We start from the raw sequence: 17,031 nt of genomic DNA on the forward strand, positions 1-17,031 counted from the left end.
AGGAGCTTCAATGCAGCGATACATTTTTGGCCTTGATGCGGGCAATACCGTCATCAAGGCCATCATCTTCGACACCGCAGGTCGCGAGCTGGCGCTTGCCACTCGTGACGGCCGTTCCTGCATGCCAGAGCCCGGCCATGTCGAGCGGGACCTCGGCGAATTGTGGCGCAACGCCGTCGAGGTCATCCGCCAATGCCTCGACCAATCGGGCATCGACCCCCACGAGATCGCGGTGATCGGCTGCGCCGGCCACGGCAACGGGCTCTACGCGCTGGACCGCGGCGGCGACCCGCTGCTCGGCATCCAGTCGCTCGACACGCGCGGCGTCGGCATCGTCAGCGAATGGGCGGCCGCAGGCGTTGGCGACCGGACCTATATGCACTGCCTGCAACGGCCCTGGGCGGCGCAGACTCCGACCCTCCTGGCGTGGCTCAAGCGCCACGATCCGGCACTTTTTGCCAAAATTGGCACCGTCTTCCTGTGCAAGGATTTTGTCGTCAACCGCCTCACCGGCGCACGCTCGACCGAGACCTCGGACATGTCGGGCTGCGGGCTTTTGCACATGCCTGGCCGACGCTACGAGCCTGAGTTGCTGGCCGCCTACGGTCTCGACGATTGCATGGAACTGCTGCCGGACGTGCTGGAAGCCTCCGACATCGCCGGCCATGTCACGCGCGATGTCGCCACTGCCACCGGCCTTCTTGCGGGCACGCCTGTGGTGGCCGGCCTGTTCGACGTCGTCGCCAGCGCCATCGGTTCGGGCGTCACCAGCACCGGCGCCGCCTCGATCATTGCCGGCACCTGGAGCATCAACCAGGTTATCACCGAAAAGCCGATCCGCGACCCGTCGATCTTCATGCTGTCGACGTTCGATCCGCTGCGCTACCTCGCCATCGAATCGAGCGCCACTTCGGCCGCAAATCTCGAGTGGCTCGTGCGTGAGTTCTTCGAGTATGCGCCGCCGGCAGGCGCATCGCCATTCGAGATCTGCAGCGAGCTTGTTGCTTCCGTCGATCCCGCGGGAGACGTGCCGATCTACCACCCATTCCTTTACGGCTCGCAGCAGAACGGCAAGGCGCGTGCCGGTTTCTACGGCATCGCCGGCTGGCACACGCGGGCGCATATGCTGCGCGCACTGTTCGAGGGCGTCGTCTTCGAGCACCGGCGCCATGTCGAGACGCTGCGTCGAGCGGGAGCGACTGTCAGCCAGGCGGTTCTTTCGGGCGGCGGCTCGCGCAGCGCCGTCTGGCCGCAGATATTCGCAGATGTGCTGGACGTGCCGGTGACCGTGGCGCGCAGCCGCGAGACAGGTGCGCTGGGAGCTGCGATTGCAGCCGGGACAGGCGTCGGCTTGTTTGCCGACTTCTCTGCGGGCGCCGCCGCGATGACCGCGCCCGACCGCTGCTACCAGCCCAACAGCGCAATCGCACCGGCCTATGAGCAGCGCTATCGTCTCTATGGCGAGATCAACCAGGCCATGGGTCCGCTATGGGACAGGATGGCAAGCGAACGGACGCCCAATTGACACAGACCGCTGCCGATTTTGGACACTACGACTTCATCATCGTCGGCGCAGGTTCAGCCGGCTGCGTGCTGGCCAACAGACTTTCGGCCAATCCAGCCATGCGCGTGCTGCTTCTGGAAGCCGGCGGCAGCGACCGCTACCACTGGGTCAACATTCCCATCGGCTATCTCTACTGCATGGGCAACCCGCGCACCGATTGGCTGATGAAGACCGAGCCGGAGCCCGGGCTGAACGGTCGTGCGCTCAACTATCCGCGCGGCAAGCTTCTGGGCGGCTGCTCATCGATCAACGGCATGATCTACATGCGCGGCCAGGCGGCCGACTATGATGGCTGGCGGCAAGCCGGAAATCTCGGTTGGGGCTGGGATGACGTGCTTCCGTATTTCCGCAAGTCCGAGGACCATTTTGGTGGCCCCAACGACCTTCACGGCGCCGGTGGCGAATGGCGCGTCGAGCGCCAGCGCCTGTCGTGGCCGATCCTCGATGCCTTCCGCGATGCTGCCGAGGAACTCGGCATCCCCCGGACCGAGGACTTCAACGGCGGGACCAACGAAGGGTCGGGCTATTTCGAGGTCAACCAGAGGAAAGGCGTGCGCTGGAATACCTCGAAGGCGTTCCTGCGCAGCGCGCTGCGACGGCCGAATTTGCGCGTCGTCACCGGCGCCGAGACCGAGACGCTGGATTTCGACGGAGCTTGCGTCACCGGCGTCGTCTTCCGCATGGGCGGCCAACTGCATCGAGCGCGGGCAGGCGGGACGATCCTTGCCGCCGGTGCGATCAATTCGCCGAAGCTGCTCGAGCTTTCCGGCGTCGGCCGACCTGCCGTGCTTGGCGCAGCAGGAATCCCGGTTCGCCACGCGCTGGAAGGCGTCGGCGAGAACCTGCAGGATCATTTGCAGATCCGCACAGTCTTCAAGGTCGCCAACGCCTCGACGCTAAACCAGCACTACCACAATCTGTTCAGCCGCGCGGCCATGGGCGTCGAATACGCCATCCGTCGCAGCGGACCGCTGTCGATGGCGCCGAGCCAGCTTGGTATCTTCGCCAGGAGCGACCCACGCCTGGAGACGCCCGATCTCGAATACCATGTCCAGCCGTTGAGCACTGACCGGCTGGGCGAGCCGCTGCATCGCTTCCCCGCGGTCACGGTTTCGGTCTGCAATCTCAGACCGGAAAGCCGCGGCACCGTCCACATGGAGGCGTCCGATCCGCAGGCGGCTCCGAAGATCCGGCCGAACTATTTGTCTACCGAGGGAGACAGGACCGTGGCTGTGGCATCGCTCCGCCACGTCCGCCGCTTGATGAAGGCGCGCGCCATTGCCCGTTTCGCGCCTGAGGAAATGCTGCCCGGTGCACATTATGAAAGCGACGAAGAACTCGTCCGCAAGGCCGGCGATATCGGCACGACGATTTTCCACCCGGTCGGCACCTGCAAGATGGGCTCAGGCTCGACGGCAGTGGTCGACGGCCGGCTGCGGGTGCACGGCATTTCTGGCCTGCGCGTCATCGATGCTTCGATCATGCCGACGATCGTTTCCGGCAACACCAACTCTCCAGTGGTCATGATCGCGGAGAAGGCATCGGAGATGATCCTGCAGGACGCCAACCAGGAGAAATAATCCGCGGTGGCGCATCTAGTGGAGCGCGGCCGCGCGGGCGTCCCATCAGAACAGGTCCTCGATGTCGGCGGCGCTGCCCTTGGTGCGCGGGCGGATGACGATTTCCAGGTCGAGCGCCGAGAGCGCGGCCATCAGCGTCCGCAGTTGGACCGCGGGCTCTCCGGCCTCGAGGCGTGAAACTGTTCCCTGGCGCAGGTGAATGCGATCCCCCAGTCCGCCTTGGGTAAGGCTGGCCTGTTTGCGGACGCGGCGTACAATGGCGCCGAGCTGTTTTTCCGTTCGGGCGATTTGCTCGGTCATGGAGCGCCTCCAATAGAGAATATACGCGAAGACGTATAGATCGGAAATATACGTATTCGCGTATATTCCAATCTTATACGCATCTTGGAGTAAAGCTAAAAAAGGCGCGTACGCGGATAACCGAAGATAACGACCATGCTTCGTCCACATGACGGCTTGGGAGGGACGGCCGCGGGTGGTGGCCTTTTAAGGTGGCATGGAGCGACCGATTCCGGCAGCGCCGAGGTGTTACTGCGGCTTTTTCGCGCAGATCGCGAAGCGGTGTTGAGTGGCGCGTTCGAGCGCCTTGGGCCAACTCATCCGTCGAGCCTGGGCGCGATGGATCGCGCCCAGTTTCCAGTCCACGACCGGCTGCTCGAACCCGGCTTCGGCCAGCAAGCGAACTATCTCTTCCGCTCGTGCGCCGTCTGAGAAATAGACACGGGCAAGAATGTTCTGATGACGTCTGGCCATGGCGGCGCCGTCATTGTCCGAGACCCGGGACGTGCCAGCCGTGAGCTTCTCCCAAAGTTCCCGCATACGCGTCGCCCAGTTGCGGCTGACAAAATCGCCATCGATGACCAGCAGCCTGCCGCCGGGCTTCAGCAGCGAGAACCATTCGGCAAAGGCCGCCTTCGGATCCAGCAGCGTCCAGACCAGGTGACGGGTGACGATGACATCGTAGCTCGCCCTGTCCTCGAGCGTGCGTTCGGCATCCCTCACGGTGAAGCGGATATCGGCGGAGCGTTCTTGTGCCTTGGCGCGCGCCTTGGTGAGCATGGCTTCCGACCAGTCGAGGCCTGTCACCACAAAGCCCAGATCGTGCATCAGATGCGAAATGACGCCTGTCCCGCAGGCGAGATCCAGGGACGCCCGCCCGGCGCCTGGCCCAAGGTGCCTGGTTATGAGCGCGTGCCAGGCGGCACGCTCCTGCTCGGAAAAAATCTCGTGGCCGACCTGCAGGTCGAATGTCTCGGCGCGGTCGGACCAATAGTCCCGAATCTCGTCGCGCAGCGAATAGTTTGCGTGAGCCGTCATCGCCCGAAACGCACTCCCCAAAGCGGCTACATTGGAATTGCTCTAAAAGAAAATTCTTGATTATACAATTCATGTTTCATAAGCGGGGCCGGCAACTGAATTGCGAGAGCCCAATGATTTTGAAATCGATATTTGCGGCCGCGGTCGCGCTCGCGGCCTTGATGCCGCTTGCCCCAGGCGCGCGCGCCGAGACCGTCACCGACATTGCCGGCCGCAAGGTCGAGGTGAAGACGCCGGTCGAGAAGGTCATCCTCGGCGAAGGCCGGCAGATCTACCTGATCGCCGCGCTCGATACCGACAACCCTTTCAAGCGCATCGTTGGCTGGCGCGAGGATTTCTCCCAGGCCGATCCCGACAATTACGCCGTCTATCTGGAAAAATTCCCGTCGATGGCGGCGATACCGACCTTCGGCGGTTTCAAGGACGGCACCTTCGACATCGAGCAGGCCATCGCGCTTGACCCGGACGTGATGATCATGAACATCGAGTCCAAGCAGGCAACCGAGGACGCGCAATATATCGAGAAGCTCGCCGCCGTCGGCATTCCGGTGGTCTATGTCGATTTCCGCGAGCAACCCTTCACCAACACCGAGCCGAGCATGCGCCTGATCGGCAAGCTGCTTGGCCAGGAACAGCGGGCCGAGGCGTTCATCGCCTACCGCGCGGCCCAGATCGCGCGCGTCACCGATGTGATCGCCGAGAAGAATCCGAAGCGCCCGACCGTGTTCATCGATCGCGCCGGGGGCTATTCCGATGATTGCTGCATGAGCTTCGGCAACGACAATTTCGGCAAGTTCGTCGACATGGCCGGCGGGGCCAATATCGCGGCCGACCTGATCCCGGGCACGTTTGGCGCGCTCAATCCCGAACAGATCATCGCCAGCGATCCCGACCAGGTGATTGTGACGGGCGGCAATTGGGAGGCCTACGTGCCGGGCGGAAAATGGGTCGGCGTCGGTCCCGGCGCCGACGAAGCGGCGGCACTGAAGAAACTCAAGGGCCTGACCGAGCGGCCCGCGCTAACCGGCATCAAGGCGGTGGAGAACGGGCAGGTCCACGCGATCTGGCACCAGTTCTACAACAGCCCCTATCAGTTCGTCGCCATACAGCAGATGGCCAAATGGCTGCATCCCGACCTGTTCGCCGATCTCGACGCCGAGGCCACCTTCAAGGAGTTGCACGAGAAGTTCCTGCCGGTCGGGTACAGGCCTGGCCATTGGGTCTCGCTCTCCGATGAGCAGTGAACCGGCCGCACTGTCAGCCAAGCAAGGGCGCGGGCTCTACCGCGCCCTTGTCCTGCGCAAGCAGCTGATCCTGGCGGGGCTCGCCCTGGCGCTGCTGCTGAGCCTCTGCATCGACCTCGCGCTCGGGCCCGCAAGCTATAGCCTCGACCAGGTGGTGCTCGCCCTGGTTTCTCCCGGCAGTGTGCCGCTTCAGGTGCGCGTCGTGTTGTGGGACATCCGGCTTCCCATCGCGCTGATGGCAGTGGTCGTCGGCGCAGCACTGTCGGTCGCCGGTGCGCAGATGCAGACCATCCTCAACAATCCGCTCGCCAGCCCGTTCACGCTCGGCATTTCGGCGGCGGCCAGCTTTGGCGCAGCACTCGCTCTCGCCTTCGGCGTCGCGCTGATCCCGGCCGCGATCGAATATATCGTGCCGCTCAACGCCTTCGTGGTGGCGATGCTGACCGCGCTCGTCATCCACCTTCTGAGCCTCAAGCGCGGCGTGACGGTCGAAACCATCGTGCTTCTCGGCATCGCGCTCGTATTCACCTTCAATGCGCTGCTGTCGCTCGTCCAGTATCTTTCCTCCGAGCAGGCGCTCGCCGCGGTCGTGTTCTGGACGATGGGAAGCCTCACCAAAGCCACTTGGCCCAAGCTCATCATCACCAGCCTCATCCTTCTCGCAACACTTCCGATATTCGTGCGCCGCGCCTGGGCGCTGACGGCGCTGCGGCTAGGCGAAGACAAGGCCGCGAGCTTTGGCGTCAAGGTCGCACGCCTCAGGCTCGAAACCATGATGATGGTGAGCCTCCTTGCTGCCATTCCCGTCGCCTTCGTCGGCACGATCGGCTTCATCGGGCTTGTCGGTCCGCACATCGCCCGCATGCTGATTGGAGAAGATCAGCGCTTCTTCCTGCCCGCCTCGGCGCTTTCGGGGGCGCTCATCCTTTCGGCGAGTTCGGTTGCCAGCAAGTCGCTCGTTCCAGGCACGATCTTCCCGATCGGCATCGTCACCTCGCTTATCGGCATTCCCTTCTTCATCTCGCTGATCCTCTCGAATGTGAGGCGCTCATGGTAACGATCAGGCTCGATGGTCTCGGCGCCTTCCACGGGCCACGGCTCGTCCTTTCGGATGTTTCAACTCCCATTTTCCGGGGTGGCGAGGTTGTCGCCGTGATCGGACCCAACGCAGCGGGGAAGTCGACGCTGTTCAAGCGCATCGCAGGACTTCTGAAGGGCCCGGGACGCGTCTGCCTCGAGGGAGCGGTGAAGGGGCCGGACGGCATCTGCTATATGCCGCAGGATACGGCAGCCAACGCGGTGCTGACCGTCTATGAATCGATCCTGCTCGCCCGCAAGCAGGGCTCGGCCTGGTCGGTCAGCGACGGCGACCTCGCACTCATAGACGGCATCCTGGCCGCGCTCAGCATCTCGGATCTTGCCTTTCGCAACGTCGGAGAATTGAGCGGGGGGCAAAGGCAGGTGGTAAGCATCGCCCAGACCCTGGCTCGCGAACCTGAAATCCTGCTGATGGACGAGCCGACGTCCGCGCTTGACTTGCACCGGCAGGTCGAGGTGCTGACCTTCATGCGCGGGCTTGCGCGCAAGCACGGGATCGCAGTGCTGATCGCAATTCACGACCTCAATCAGGCCCTGCGCTTCGCCGACAAATGCATCGTCATCGCCGAGGGCCGGATGATCGCCTGCGGCACGCCGGAAGAGGTCGTTACGCCGGCACTCTTGCGTGATGTGTACCGCGTCGAGGCGAGGATCGAGCGCTGCTCGCGGGGCATCGGTCATGTCATGGTGGACGGCGTTGCCGCCGAAACGGCAGCGACTGCGTCGATAGCAGCCTGAGGCATCTGCGGTCGAAAGCCAAACCTGGAAAATAGATCAGAATTCTGGCGTAAATCCTTGAATCAAAAATATTTGCTATCACCATGGCGGCTATTTGGGCGAGGAATGGAGGCGTTCGCTTACGACCGCTGCACGTCCCTCGACGAGCCACTGTCGTACGAGATACCTTGGGTAGACAGAGGTCATGAAAACGCGCGATAAGGTTAGCCTGCGCTAGATTCAGAGATGGCCGGGGCACCAGATGATGGCACGCCGAATGTGCAACGCAATGCTTGGCTTCGCGGCGCTTGCCATAACCGCGTGCCAATCGGCTCCTGAAACGCCGCGACCCACTGTCGAACCTGCGTTAGAACCTGGACCCATTCCTGCCCAAACCGCCTCGGATCCTGCCGCTGTTCCTTCCGGCTCGGCAATTATTGATCAATCCGTGGCGGTCACTCCCCCTGCCAAGACCGTCCCGACAAAATATGCTGCTTTTTCGGGTCTATGGGCCGGACGATTGGATGGGATGTATGACGCCAAACTTGCTGTTCAGACGATTTCTTCCAATGGCAAGGTGACGGTCACCTATGCGTGGGGAACTCTGGGCGACAACCATCCAGGAGAGGCCGCCGGCACTGGAAGAATTGTGGGGACTACGTTGAAGCTCGAGCGCCTGCCGAATGGCGCAGACGTCAGTTTTGTCATGCGGCCCGACAGAACCCTGGCGGGAACCGTCAGGCTTGCCGGTCAGACCTACACGGGCGCGTTCGTCAAGCAATGATCGAAGACATGCCCGGAAGGCTATGTTGCTGTTGCCAGATCAGCCCGCGTCCTTCTTCCAGAGCGCCGACTCCTGATCGAGAGATGACCGCAGGCAGTTGGGTTTATTCGACGCGCGCTTGATCGCCAGTCTAGCCGCCGTTTGCGCTGACCGCGTCACCAAGCACCTTTGTGCGGGGCTGTATGCGCGCCACGGCAGGCGCGAACACCGAAATTGCCTTCGGGTGGACCTTGAAATGCGCCGGGGTCGAGGTGACGATCTCACCGTCAGTGTTCACCGGCATCGGCCTTTTCGTCTCGATGTCGAACTCGACGCATCTGGCCGTGCGAACCTCGCTCCAGGCGCCGTGCGTGCCGGAGCGGAACGAGCGCAACAAGAGCGCCATTTTCCAGAGATTCGTCATTTCCAGGCTGTACAGGTCGAGATGGCCGTCATCGATCTCCGCGGTCTCCTCGACGACGTTGCCGCCGCCATAGTGGCGGCCGTTGCCGACCGCTATCTGGTAGGTCTCGACTTCGGTCGTTGCGCCCTTTTCGGTAATCCTTGCTTCAAAGTGGCGGGCCTTGGTCAACACTTTCATGGCCGCCAAGGCATAGCCAAACCTGCCGAAACGCTTCTTCAGCGCCGGATCCAGCCCCTGGGCAAGATCGGTGCTGAGGCCGATGCTCGCGACGTTGAAGAAGGCGTGACCATTGACGGTCCCGATATCGATCAGACGTCGTCCGCCCTCTACTATCACGTCGGCCGCCTTCCCAAGATCCAACGGTATCTCGAGGGTGCGCGCCAGATCGTTCGCCGTCCCCATCGGAATGATGCCCATCGGCAGCCCGCTTTCCATGACCGCGACCGCCGCCGAGGACACCGAGCCATCGCCGCCGCACACGATCACAAGATCGGCCCTATGGCGAAGGCGCACGATGTCGCGTGCTATCTCGGGCAGTGCCTCAAATGTCTCGACGCTGACGCGGAGCCCTCCGGTTTCCAGCCGCTCGACGACCGGTGCGAGAGATTCCTGCCCGCGTCGTGCCTTTGGATTGATGAGTAGAAGCGCGCGTCTGTTCGTGATGTCATTCATGCGGCGTAGATAGGGTGCGTGCCTGCGGATTACGACGTCGACAGGCGCCTGGGAAAACAAGTCACAAAATCATGGCTTTGGCAGCCGTTTGCGGAGGTTGAAATTCGGCTGACATGGTAATACCTTGTGGAAAATGGGTATTACCAAGGTGCAAGATGAGATGACCAACACAGTCACAGCCAAAGGACAGGTGACCATCCCGAAGCCGGTCCGTGACCTGCTCGGAATCGTTCCGGGCAGCAAGGTTGATTTCCGCCGCACCGATGACGGCAATGTGGTGATTGTGCGTAGTGACAAGAAGCAGCCCGCGAGCCGCTTCGCGAAATTGCGCGGCCATGCCGGCAAGGGCCTCGACACCGACGCGATCATGGCACTGACGCGTGGCGACGCGTGACGCTGGTCGACACCAACGTTTTGCTCGATCTTGTCACGGACGATGCGAACTGGGCGGATTGGTCGATCGCCCGGCTTGAGGCGGCAAGCCTCGATCGCCGTTGTTGATCAACGATGCGGTCTATGCCGAACTTGCCGTCCGCTATGACCGCATCGAGACGCGTTTCTTGACGAAGCCGGTCTCCAAATGGCTCCGATGCCCCGGGCAGCACTGTTCCTCGCCGGAAAGGTCTTTACGCAGTATCGCAAATCGGGCGGATCGCGCACTGGCGTGCTGCCTGACTTCTTCATTGGCGCCCATGCGGCCGTCAATGGACTGCCGCTGCTCACCCGCGACGTTGGCCGCTACCGCACCTATTTTCCATCGCTGAAACTGATCGCACCGGGCGCCTGAACAGCCCGCCTGCCCGAGAACATGTGTGCGTAGGCCCCGCGGCTTGGGTCTACGCCATCGTGGCGAAAAGAATTGCAACTCCACCGAGAATAATCCTGGTTCAACCGCGTTCTCCCCCAAGGTAACAGCGCCCCCTTGGTGACCGGAGAGACCACAATGGAAATTCTTGACTGCGAACGCATCGCGAAGGCCAAGCGGGCTTTCACGACCCGCCGAATTCCCACTGAGCGCATGCGGATGTTGCTTTCGCCTCCTGCCGAACCGAAGGCAGGCGACCTGGTGCTCGCGCGGATCGAGGCGCTCGGTCACCACAAGTCGGTCGAGCTGCCCTCGGGACGCAAGGCGGCACTTGCCGCGACGGACGAAGTCGTCCTGGCCTACGGCAACCGCTACGCCCCTGATCAGTTCGAGGCGATCGTGCCGGCAGATCTCGGGCCGTGCCATATGGTGGCGGCAGGCGGAGTGGCTTCGCGGGCGTTGGCATGGCACGACAAGACCATGTCTCCGACTGCGATCGTGCCGCTCGGCCTCGTCACCAACTCATGCGGCCGCGTTCTGAACGTTGCAGACTTTGCGGTCGCGCCGCAGCCGGCGCGGCTCACCCCGCCGACAATCGTTGTCTTCGGAACGTCGATGAATTCGGGCAAGACGACAACAGCTGCAAGCCTCGTGCGTGGTTTGACCAGGGCAGGTTTCTCAGTTGGTGCGGCAAAGGTGACCGGAACCGGAGCCGGCAATGATCTCTGGTCGATGATGGATGCCGGAGCATGCGCCGCTCTTGATTTTACTGATGCCGGCTTTGCCACGACCTATCTTGCCCCAATCGATGCCATCGTCGAGGGCGCGCAGCATTTGCTGCATTCTCTTGCCGCCACCGGGGCGGAGATCGCGGTTCTGGAGGTCGCGGATGGGCTATTCCAGTCCGAGACGGCCGCGCTGGCAAAGTCCCCGAAATTCCGCGAGCTGACCGGCGGCGTGCTGTTTGCCGCAGGCGATGCGATGGGCGCGGTGGCGGGCTGCGAAAGGCTGCGCGAGCTTGGATACGACGTGCTCGGGCTCAGCGGGCTCCTGACATGCTCGCCGCTGGCGCGCCGGGAAGCAGGCGCTGCCAACGTCCCTGTCTATGGCGTCAAGGAACTCACCGATCCGGCGACCGCGGCAAGCATAGTCTCAGGGATATTGAACCCGCGCCTGATGGTGATCGCTGGAGGTGCACAATGCCTCTACCAGGAATCCTGATCGGCACGCGACTGGTCGCCCTTGCGGTTCTTGTCGCCATCGGCTTTGCCAAGGCCGCCACGTCGCTCGCTCTTGTCGCCATCGTCGGTGCGGCGGTTTCCGGGAAACCGCAGCCGCTCGGGCAGGGCAGGCTGATCGTGGCCAGCCTTTCGCTCGGCATCGCGCTCTTCGCACTCGGGGTGATGCAGCGCCGACAGGGGGCAGCTTTTGCACTGGACTATGTGCGCGAGGTCCGCAAACTGCTGGTCGAGCAGCTCTTCGCGTTGCCGCCTGGCGCCGGCCGGACCGGTCTCGGCCTGGTAATGACCCGCCTCGTCACCGACCTCTCCGCCATCAGATCCTGGCTGGCCGACGGCGTCGCTTCCCTCTTTGTTGCGGGTCCTTCCGTCGTTCTCATCGTGCTTGGCGCCTTCTGGCTTGCCCCGGGGGTTGCGCCGTTCCTGCTTTGCGGCGTTCTTGCCTGGTCGATCGTCTGTCTTGTTGCCCTGCCGTTTCTTCACCGGGCCATCCGCGAAAGCCGGCGGAGGCGGGGACGGCTTGCCGGCCGTCTCGGCGACATCGTTGTCGCCCGGGCGGCGTTTGCCCATTTCGGCAAAAGCGGAACGTCCACACGCAAGATCGACCGGATGTCGGAAGCGCTCAACATGTGGCTCGTTCGCCGGGCAGGGTGGTCGGGGGCTGCGCGCGCGTCCAGCGACTTCGTCATGCCCGTGATCGTCGTTATCCTCGTGGCCTATGCGTTTTCGGGCCGCCCGGCGATTCTCGTTGGCGATCTCAGCACGCTATTGCTCCTCGCCGGACTGACGGTTGGCCAGCTTTCCGACCTCGCTCGCGCCGCCGATTATCGGCTTGCCTATGTCGAGTCCCGCCGCCGGATTGCCTCCATCCTGGCAAGGCCGGTGCTTGCGGATCCTGTGAGTCCAATTCCCCTGCCGCGCTCGACGTCAGGCCGGCGGCTGCGCATCGAATTTCATTGCCGAAACGGCACGCCGTCAAAAGTGCTGGAGGCCGCGCCCGGCGCCTCGATCCTGCTTGGCGGTGATACGCCTGAAGCACGCAGCGCGCTTTTTTCCAGCATCGCAGGTTTTGAGGAAAACAGCGGCCTGGCGGTTTTCCTTGATGACATCCCCGTCAACAAGATTTCGCAGCGCGACCGGCGCCGGGCAATCACCCTTTTGTCGCCGGCGATCCCGTTGGTGCGGGCAACGATGGTCGACAATATTGCCCTGGGAGCGCCCTCAGCGACCTCGCAGGAAGAGATAATCGCCACGGCCTCGCTGTGCGGCCTGGCAGTCGATGGACCTCCAGACAGCAGCCAAAGGCGACTGGAGCCTGCTCGCGTCAGTGCAATGCAGGCCGCCCGAATCCGTGCCGCACGAGCGCTGGTCCGATCAGCGGCCGTGCTCCTTATCGACGACATCGATGTCTGCAAGGACCGGGACTTGCTTGCGGCCGTTCTTGCACACGCGCGTGCCGCGCAAACGACAGTGATCGTCTCGTGCGAAGCAGCCACTGCGGGCATGGAATTCGATGATACCTGGCTTCTCGATTGCGCGTGATCGAGAGATCGCCCTTGCGCCGCTGCATGTCTTGCTGCAACCATAAACAGTCGCGACTAGCGACATCGATCCACAATATGGATCGAATTTTCGCCGCAAGTCGCTGATATACAGCCGATTGGATGGCAAAAATCGGTTATGCGAAATAATTGGTCCATGATATAGACCTGTATGCGAAAATCTGGAATGAGCGGGAGGAGATCGCTTCGTTCCCGATTTCGGCGTGAGCAGGCGTTGTTGCCTGGTCCGAGCGGAGGAGCTTGAAGCATGGCAGCCGCCAGCAACAACACGATGATCGTCGATACGCCGGCCGAGGTGCTGGATGCGCGGCCAGGGTCGCGGCTGATGTGGCCGGTCGAGGCGGTGGCCTCGATCCTGCTCCTCTTCGTCATCGGTCTGCTGCTCGCCGGCGTCATCTCGCGCTACGTGCTATCGCTGCCGATCGTCTGGATCGATGAGGCCGCCTCCATCTCCTTTCTCTGGCTCGCCATGCTCGGCTCGGCGATTGCCATCGACCGCAACGAGCATCTGCGTCTTACCATCTTCCTCAACCTGATCCCCGAGCGCGGCCGCCACTTCGTGGACGCCCTCGCTTTGCTCGTGGTGGCGACCGTGCTGCTCGCGCTGATCGTGCCGGCAAGCCAGTATGTACAGGAAGAGTGGTACGTCACCTCGGCGGCGCTCAACATTCCGATGAGCTTCCGCGCCTCGGCAATTGTCGCCGGGCTGGCATTGATGTCGGTTATCGCCGTGGGCCACGCGATCCGCGCAGCGACGCTCGCCAACCTGGCCGCCGCTGTCGCAGTCATTGCCGCACTGGCCGTGGTCGGCTGGCGGCTTTCGCCATTGTTCCTCACGCTCGGCTACGCCAACATCGTCATCTTTCTCGTCGGCGTGGTGGCGGTCTGCCTTCTGCTCGGCGTGCCGATCGCTTTCTGTTTCGGCGTCGGCACGATCGCCTTCATCGCCTTCAGCACGCACGTGCCGATGATCGTGCTTGTCGGCCGCATCGACGAGGGGATGTCGAGCCTCATCCTGCTGTCGGTGCCGATCTTCGTTCTGCTCGGCTGTGTGCTCGACGCGACAGGCATGGGCAAGGCGATCGTCGAGTTCATGGCGTCGCTGCTCGGCCATGTGAAGGCCGGCATGTCTTACGTGCTGCTGGGCTCCATGTTCCTCGTCTCGGGCATTTCCGGTTCGAAGGTTTCCGACATGGCGACGGTCGCTCCGGCACTTTTCCCCGAAATGAAGCGTCGCGGCCACAAGCCCAAGGAGATGATCGCGTTGCTCGCAACCGGCGCTGCGATGGCCGATACGGTGCCGCCGTCGATCGTGCTGATTGTGCTCGGCTCGGTCGCCGGCGTTTCGATCGCCGCGCTTTTCACCAGCGGCTTCGTCATCGCCGTGGTTCTGTTGCTCGTCCTTGCGGTGCTCGCGCGCTGGAAGGCTTCGGGCGAAAGCATGGAAGGCGTCCATCGCGCTCCGTTCTCGCTCGTCTGGAAGACGTTGCTCCTCTCCGCCCCCGCACTGGTGCTTCCCTTCCTGATCCGCGGCGCCGTCGGCGGCGGCGTCGCCACCGCCACCGAGGTTTCCACAATCGCCGTGCTCTATGCGCTGGTCATCGGCGCGTTGTTTTATGGAGGCATCGGCGCGAAGAAATTCTACGCCATGCTGGTCGAGACGGCGGCGCTGTCCGGCGCCATCCTGCTCATTCTCGGCACCGCCTCGGCAATGGCCTGGGCGCTGACGCAAACCGGCTTCGCCAACCAACTGGCCATCTACATGACTGACCTGCCGGGAGGCTGGTTCTCCTTCATGCTCGTCACCATCGCCGTCTTCATGGTTCTCGGCTGCGTCCTTGAAGGTCTGCCAGCGATCGTTCTGATGGCGCCGATCATGTTTCCGATCGCCGCTCGGCTGGGCATCAACGACGTGCACTATTCGATGGTCGTCGTGACGGCGATGAACATCGGGCTCATGGCCCCGCCTATCGGCATCGGCTTCTACATCGCCTGCAAGATCGGCGACGTCTCGCCCGACGAGGCCATGAGCGCCATCTGGCCCTACCTCGGTGCGTTGCTTGCCGGCCTGTTGCTGATCGCCGCCGTCCCGGCGCTGTCGGTAGCCTATCTCTAGCCACTCGGATTCAACCAGGAGGAAACACGATGACCATCACCCGCCGCAGCTTGATGATTGGCGCAGCCGCATCCATCCCGCTCGTGAGCACCATTCGCTACGCCGGGGCGCAGGCGGCGGAGTTCAACTACAAATACGCCAACAACCTGCCGCTCACCCACCCGATGAACCTGCGCGCGCAGGAAGCCGTCGAGAAAATCCGCGAGGAGAGCGGCGGCCGCGTCGCCATCCAGATATTCCCCAGCAACCAGCTCGGCGCCGACACCGACATGCTGAGCCAGGTTCGCTCGGGCGGCGTCGAATTCTTCACGCTGTCGCCGCTGATCCTTTCCACGCTCGTCGCCAATGCCTCGATCAGCGGCATCGGCTTTGCCTTCTCGGACTACCACGCGGTGTGGGCGGCGATGGATGGCGACCTCGGCAAATATGTGCGCGGCGAGATCGAGAAATCGAACCTGGTCGTCATGGAAAAGATCTGGGACAACGGCTTCCGCCAGATCACCAGTTCCGTCGGCCCGATCGAGACGCCCGCGAACCTCGAAGGCTTCAAGATTCGTGTTCCGGTCAGCCCGCTCTGGACCTCGATGTTCACCGCCTTCAGGTCGGCGCCGGCCAGCATCAACTTCGCCGAAGTGTATTCGGCGCTGCAGACGAAGATCGTCGACGGGCAGGAAAACCCGTTCGCCATCATCTCCACGGCCAAGCTCTACGAGGTGCAGCAGTTCTGCTCGGTCACCAACCACATGTGGGACGGCTTCTGGTTCCTCGCCAACAAGCGGGCCTGGGAGGCGATGCCGCAGGACATGCGCGAGATCGTCGCTAGGAACCTCAACGAGGCCGGCGTGAAGGAGCGCGAGGACGTCGCCAAGCTCAATGCCACGCTTGAGCAGGAGCTCGCCGCCAAGGGCATGAAGATCAACCATCCGGATGCGGCCCCATTCCGGCAGACGCTGAAGGACGCCGGCTTCTACTCCGAGTGGAAGGGCAAATACGGCGACGAAGCCTGGGCCATCCTGGAAAAGGCTGTTGGCGCCAGCCTGACCTGAGTGCAGGGCAGTTCCCGGGCGGGCAGGGCATGTGGCTCAACCGCCCGATAACAGCCGCGATTTTTGTAAGGAATTCGATGGTGGTCGACCGGCTCAGGGGAAAATCCGCAATCGTCTTCGGCGCGGGGTCGTCCGGACCCGGCTGGGGCAACGGCAAGGCAGCGGCGGTCGCCTTCGCGCGCGAAGGCGCTCGTGTCGCCTGCGTCGATCTCGCAGCGGCGGCCGCCGCTGAAACCGCGGCGATCATCCGCGACGAAGGCAACCAGGCGATCGCGTTGTCGGCCGACGTGACCAATCTGGCCTCAGTCGAGTTGGCAGCAGCGGCGGCAATGGAGGCGTTCGGCGCCATCGACATCCTGCACAACAATGTCGGCGTGACCCATATGGGCGGTCCAGTTGAACTCGATGAGGACGCGTTCCAGGCCGCCCTCGATCTCAATATCGGACCGGTCTACCGCACCGCCAAGGCGGTGTTGCCGCATATGCTCAAGGGCGGCGGCGGTGCGATCGTCAATATCTCGTCACTCGCCGCGATACGCTACGTCGGTTATCCTTATTTCGCCTATTATGCGGCCAAGGCCGCGGTGAACCAGGCCACCGTGGCGCTGGCCATGCAATATGCCCGGCAAGGTATTCGCGCCAACTGCGTCATGCCGGGCCTGATCGATACGCCGATGATCTACAAGCAGATTTCCGGCCAATACGGTTCGGCCGACGAGATGGTGGCCGCCCGCAACGCCATGGTGCCGATGGGCAGGATGGGAACAGCGTGGGACGTCGCAGCGGCGGCCGTGTTTCTTGCCTCCGAGGAAGCGCGCTTCGTCACCGGCGTTTGCCTGCCTGTCGATGGCGGCCAAAGCTGCGCCGTCTGCGAGCTCCGCTGAC

At 62.9% G+C, this 17,031-nt stretch carries 15 protein-coding genes and 1 pseudogene; 13 read left to right on the plus strand and 3 right to left on the minus strand.

What is annotated here, in order from left to right; all coding sequences use genetic code 11:
* Window positions 1-10 precede the first annotated feature (10 nt).
* Both M727_RS0135005 and M727_RS0135010 read left to right on the plus strand, forming a co-directional pair.
* Window positions 11-1,525, plus strand: a complete 1,515-nt coding sequence (locus M727_RS0135005; RefSeq protein ID WP_027156390.1) for an FGGY-family carbohydrate kinase — start codon at window positions 11-13, stop codon at window positions 1,523-1,525.
* Complete coding sequence (locus M727_RS0135010) at window positions 1,522-3,144, plus strand: GMC family oxidoreductase N-terminal domain-containing protein (RefSeq protein WP_027156391.1); 1,623 nt, start codon at window positions 1,522-1,524, stop codon at window positions 3,142-3,144. The genes M727_RS0135005 and M727_RS0135010 overlap by 4 nt, the downstream gene beginning before the upstream one ends.
* Window positions 3,145-3,189: 45 nt before the next feature.
* Here M727_RS0135010 and M727_RS0135015 read toward each other — a convergent pair whose 3' ends face one another.
* On the minus strand, window positions 3,190-3,444 hold the full coding sequence (locus M727_RS0135015) for a helix-turn-helix domain-containing protein (RefSeq protein WP_027156392.1): 255 nt from the start codon (window positions 3,442-3,444) through the stop codon (window positions 3,190-3,192).
* 228 nt (window positions 3,445-3,672) lie between these two features.
* Window positions 3,673-4,461 (minus strand): class I SAM-dependent methyltransferase, encoded by a 789-nt coding sequence (locus M727_RS0135020; RefSeq protein ID WP_027156393.1) that lies wholly within the window; start codon window positions 4,459-4,461, stop codon window positions 3,673-3,675.
* Window positions 4,462-4,622: 161 nt separating this feature from the next.
* Here M727_RS0135020 and M727_RS0135025 point away from each other — a divergent pair, with 161 nt between their 5' ends.
* From M727_RS0135025 to M727_RS43700, 4 genes are all read left to right on the plus strand, one after another.
* Window positions 4,623-5,705: an ABC transporter substrate-binding protein gene (locus tag M727_RS0135025; protein ID WP_051505900.1), complete on the plus strand. Its 1,083-nt coding sequence runs from the start codon at window positions 4,623-4,625 to the stop codon at window positions 5,703-5,705.
* Complete coding sequence (locus tag M727_RS0135030; protein WP_027156395.1) at window positions 5,695-6,762, plus strand: iron ABC transporter permease; 1,068 nt, start codon at window positions 5,695-5,697, stop codon at window positions 6,760-6,762. Before M727_RS0135025 ends, M727_RS0135030 begins: the two co-directional genes overlap by 11 nt.
* Window positions 6,756-7,541: an ABC transporter ATP-binding protein gene (locus tag M727_RS0135035; RefSeq protein WP_027156396.1), complete on the plus strand. Its 786-nt coding sequence runs from the start codon at window positions 6,756-6,758 to the stop codon at window positions 7,539-7,541. Before M727_RS0135030 ends, M727_RS0135035 begins: the two co-directional genes overlap by 7 nt.
* 268 nt (window positions 7,542-7,809) lie before the next feature.
* Complete coding sequence (locus M727_RS43700) at window positions 7,810-8,304, plus strand: hypothetical protein (RefSeq protein ID WP_245269220.1); 495 nt, start codon at window positions 7,810-7,812, stop codon at window positions 8,302-8,304.
* A 130-nt stretch (window positions 8,305-8,434) separates the two neighbouring features.
* On the opposite strand, the gene M727_RS38960 is transcribed toward M727_RS43700, so the two are convergent.
* Window positions 8,435-9,379: a lipid kinase gene (locus M727_RS38960; protein ID WP_051505882.1), complete on the minus strand. Its 945-nt coding sequence runs from the start codon at window positions 9,377-9,379 to the stop codon at window positions 8,435-8,437.
* 160 nt (window positions 9,380-9,539) lie between these two features.
* Between M727_RS38960 and M727_RS0135050 the strand changes: the two genes are divergently transcribed.
* The 7 genes and pseudogenes from M727_RS0135050 to M727_RS0135080 all read left to right on the plus strand — a co-directional run bounded on the left by M727_RS0135050 (window position 9,540) and on the right by M727_RS0135080 (window position 17,030).
* Entirely contained in the window at window positions 9,540-9,773 is a 234-nt protein-coding gene (locus M727_RS0135050; protein ID WP_027156398.1) for an AbrB/MazE/SpoVT family DNA-binding domain-containing protein, read from the plus strand.
* Window positions 9,770-10,166: pseudogene (locus M727_RS38965) on the plus strand (type II toxin-antitoxin system VapC family toxin). Before M727_RS0135050 ends, M727_RS38965 begins: the two are co-directional and overlap by 4 nt.
* Window positions 10,167-10,322: 156 nt before the next feature.
* Entirely contained in the window at window positions 10,323-11,405 is a 1,083-nt protein-coding gene (locus M727_RS0135060) for a DUF1611 domain-containing protein (RefSeq protein WP_027156399.1), read from the plus strand.
* A complete protein-coding gene (locus M727_RS0135065) occupies window positions 11,384-12,964 on the plus strand; it encodes an ABC transporter transmembrane domain-containing protein (protein WP_027156400.1) in 1,581 nt (526 codons plus the stop codon). Before M727_RS0135060 ends, M727_RS0135065 begins: the two co-directional genes overlap by 22 nt.
* 291 nt (window positions 12,965-13,255) lie before the next feature.
* Complete coding sequence (locus M727_RS0135070) at window positions 13,256-15,100, plus strand: TRAP transporter large permease subunit (protein WP_027156401.1); 1,845 nt, start codon at window positions 13,256-13,258, stop codon at window positions 15,098-15,100.
* 29 nt (window positions 15,101-15,129) lie between these two features.
* A complete protein-coding gene (locus M727_RS0135075; protein ID WP_027156402.1) occupies window positions 15,130-16,146 on the plus strand; it encodes a TRAP transporter substrate-binding protein in 1,017 nt (338 codons plus the stop codon).
* A gap of 80 nt (window positions 16,147-16,226) precedes the next feature.
* A complete protein-coding gene (locus M727_RS0135080; protein ID WP_027156403.1) occupies window positions 16,227-17,030 on the plus strand; it encodes an SDR family oxidoreductase in 804 nt (267 codons plus the stop codon).
* Window position 17,031 lies beyond the last annotated feature (1 nt).

The organism is Mesorhizobium sp. WSM2561, from assembly GCF_000513915.1.
GTDB classification, from domain to species: domain Bacteria; phylum Pseudomonadota; class Alphaproteobacteria; order Rhizobiales; family Rhizobiaceae; genus Mesorhizobium; species Mesorhizobium muleiense.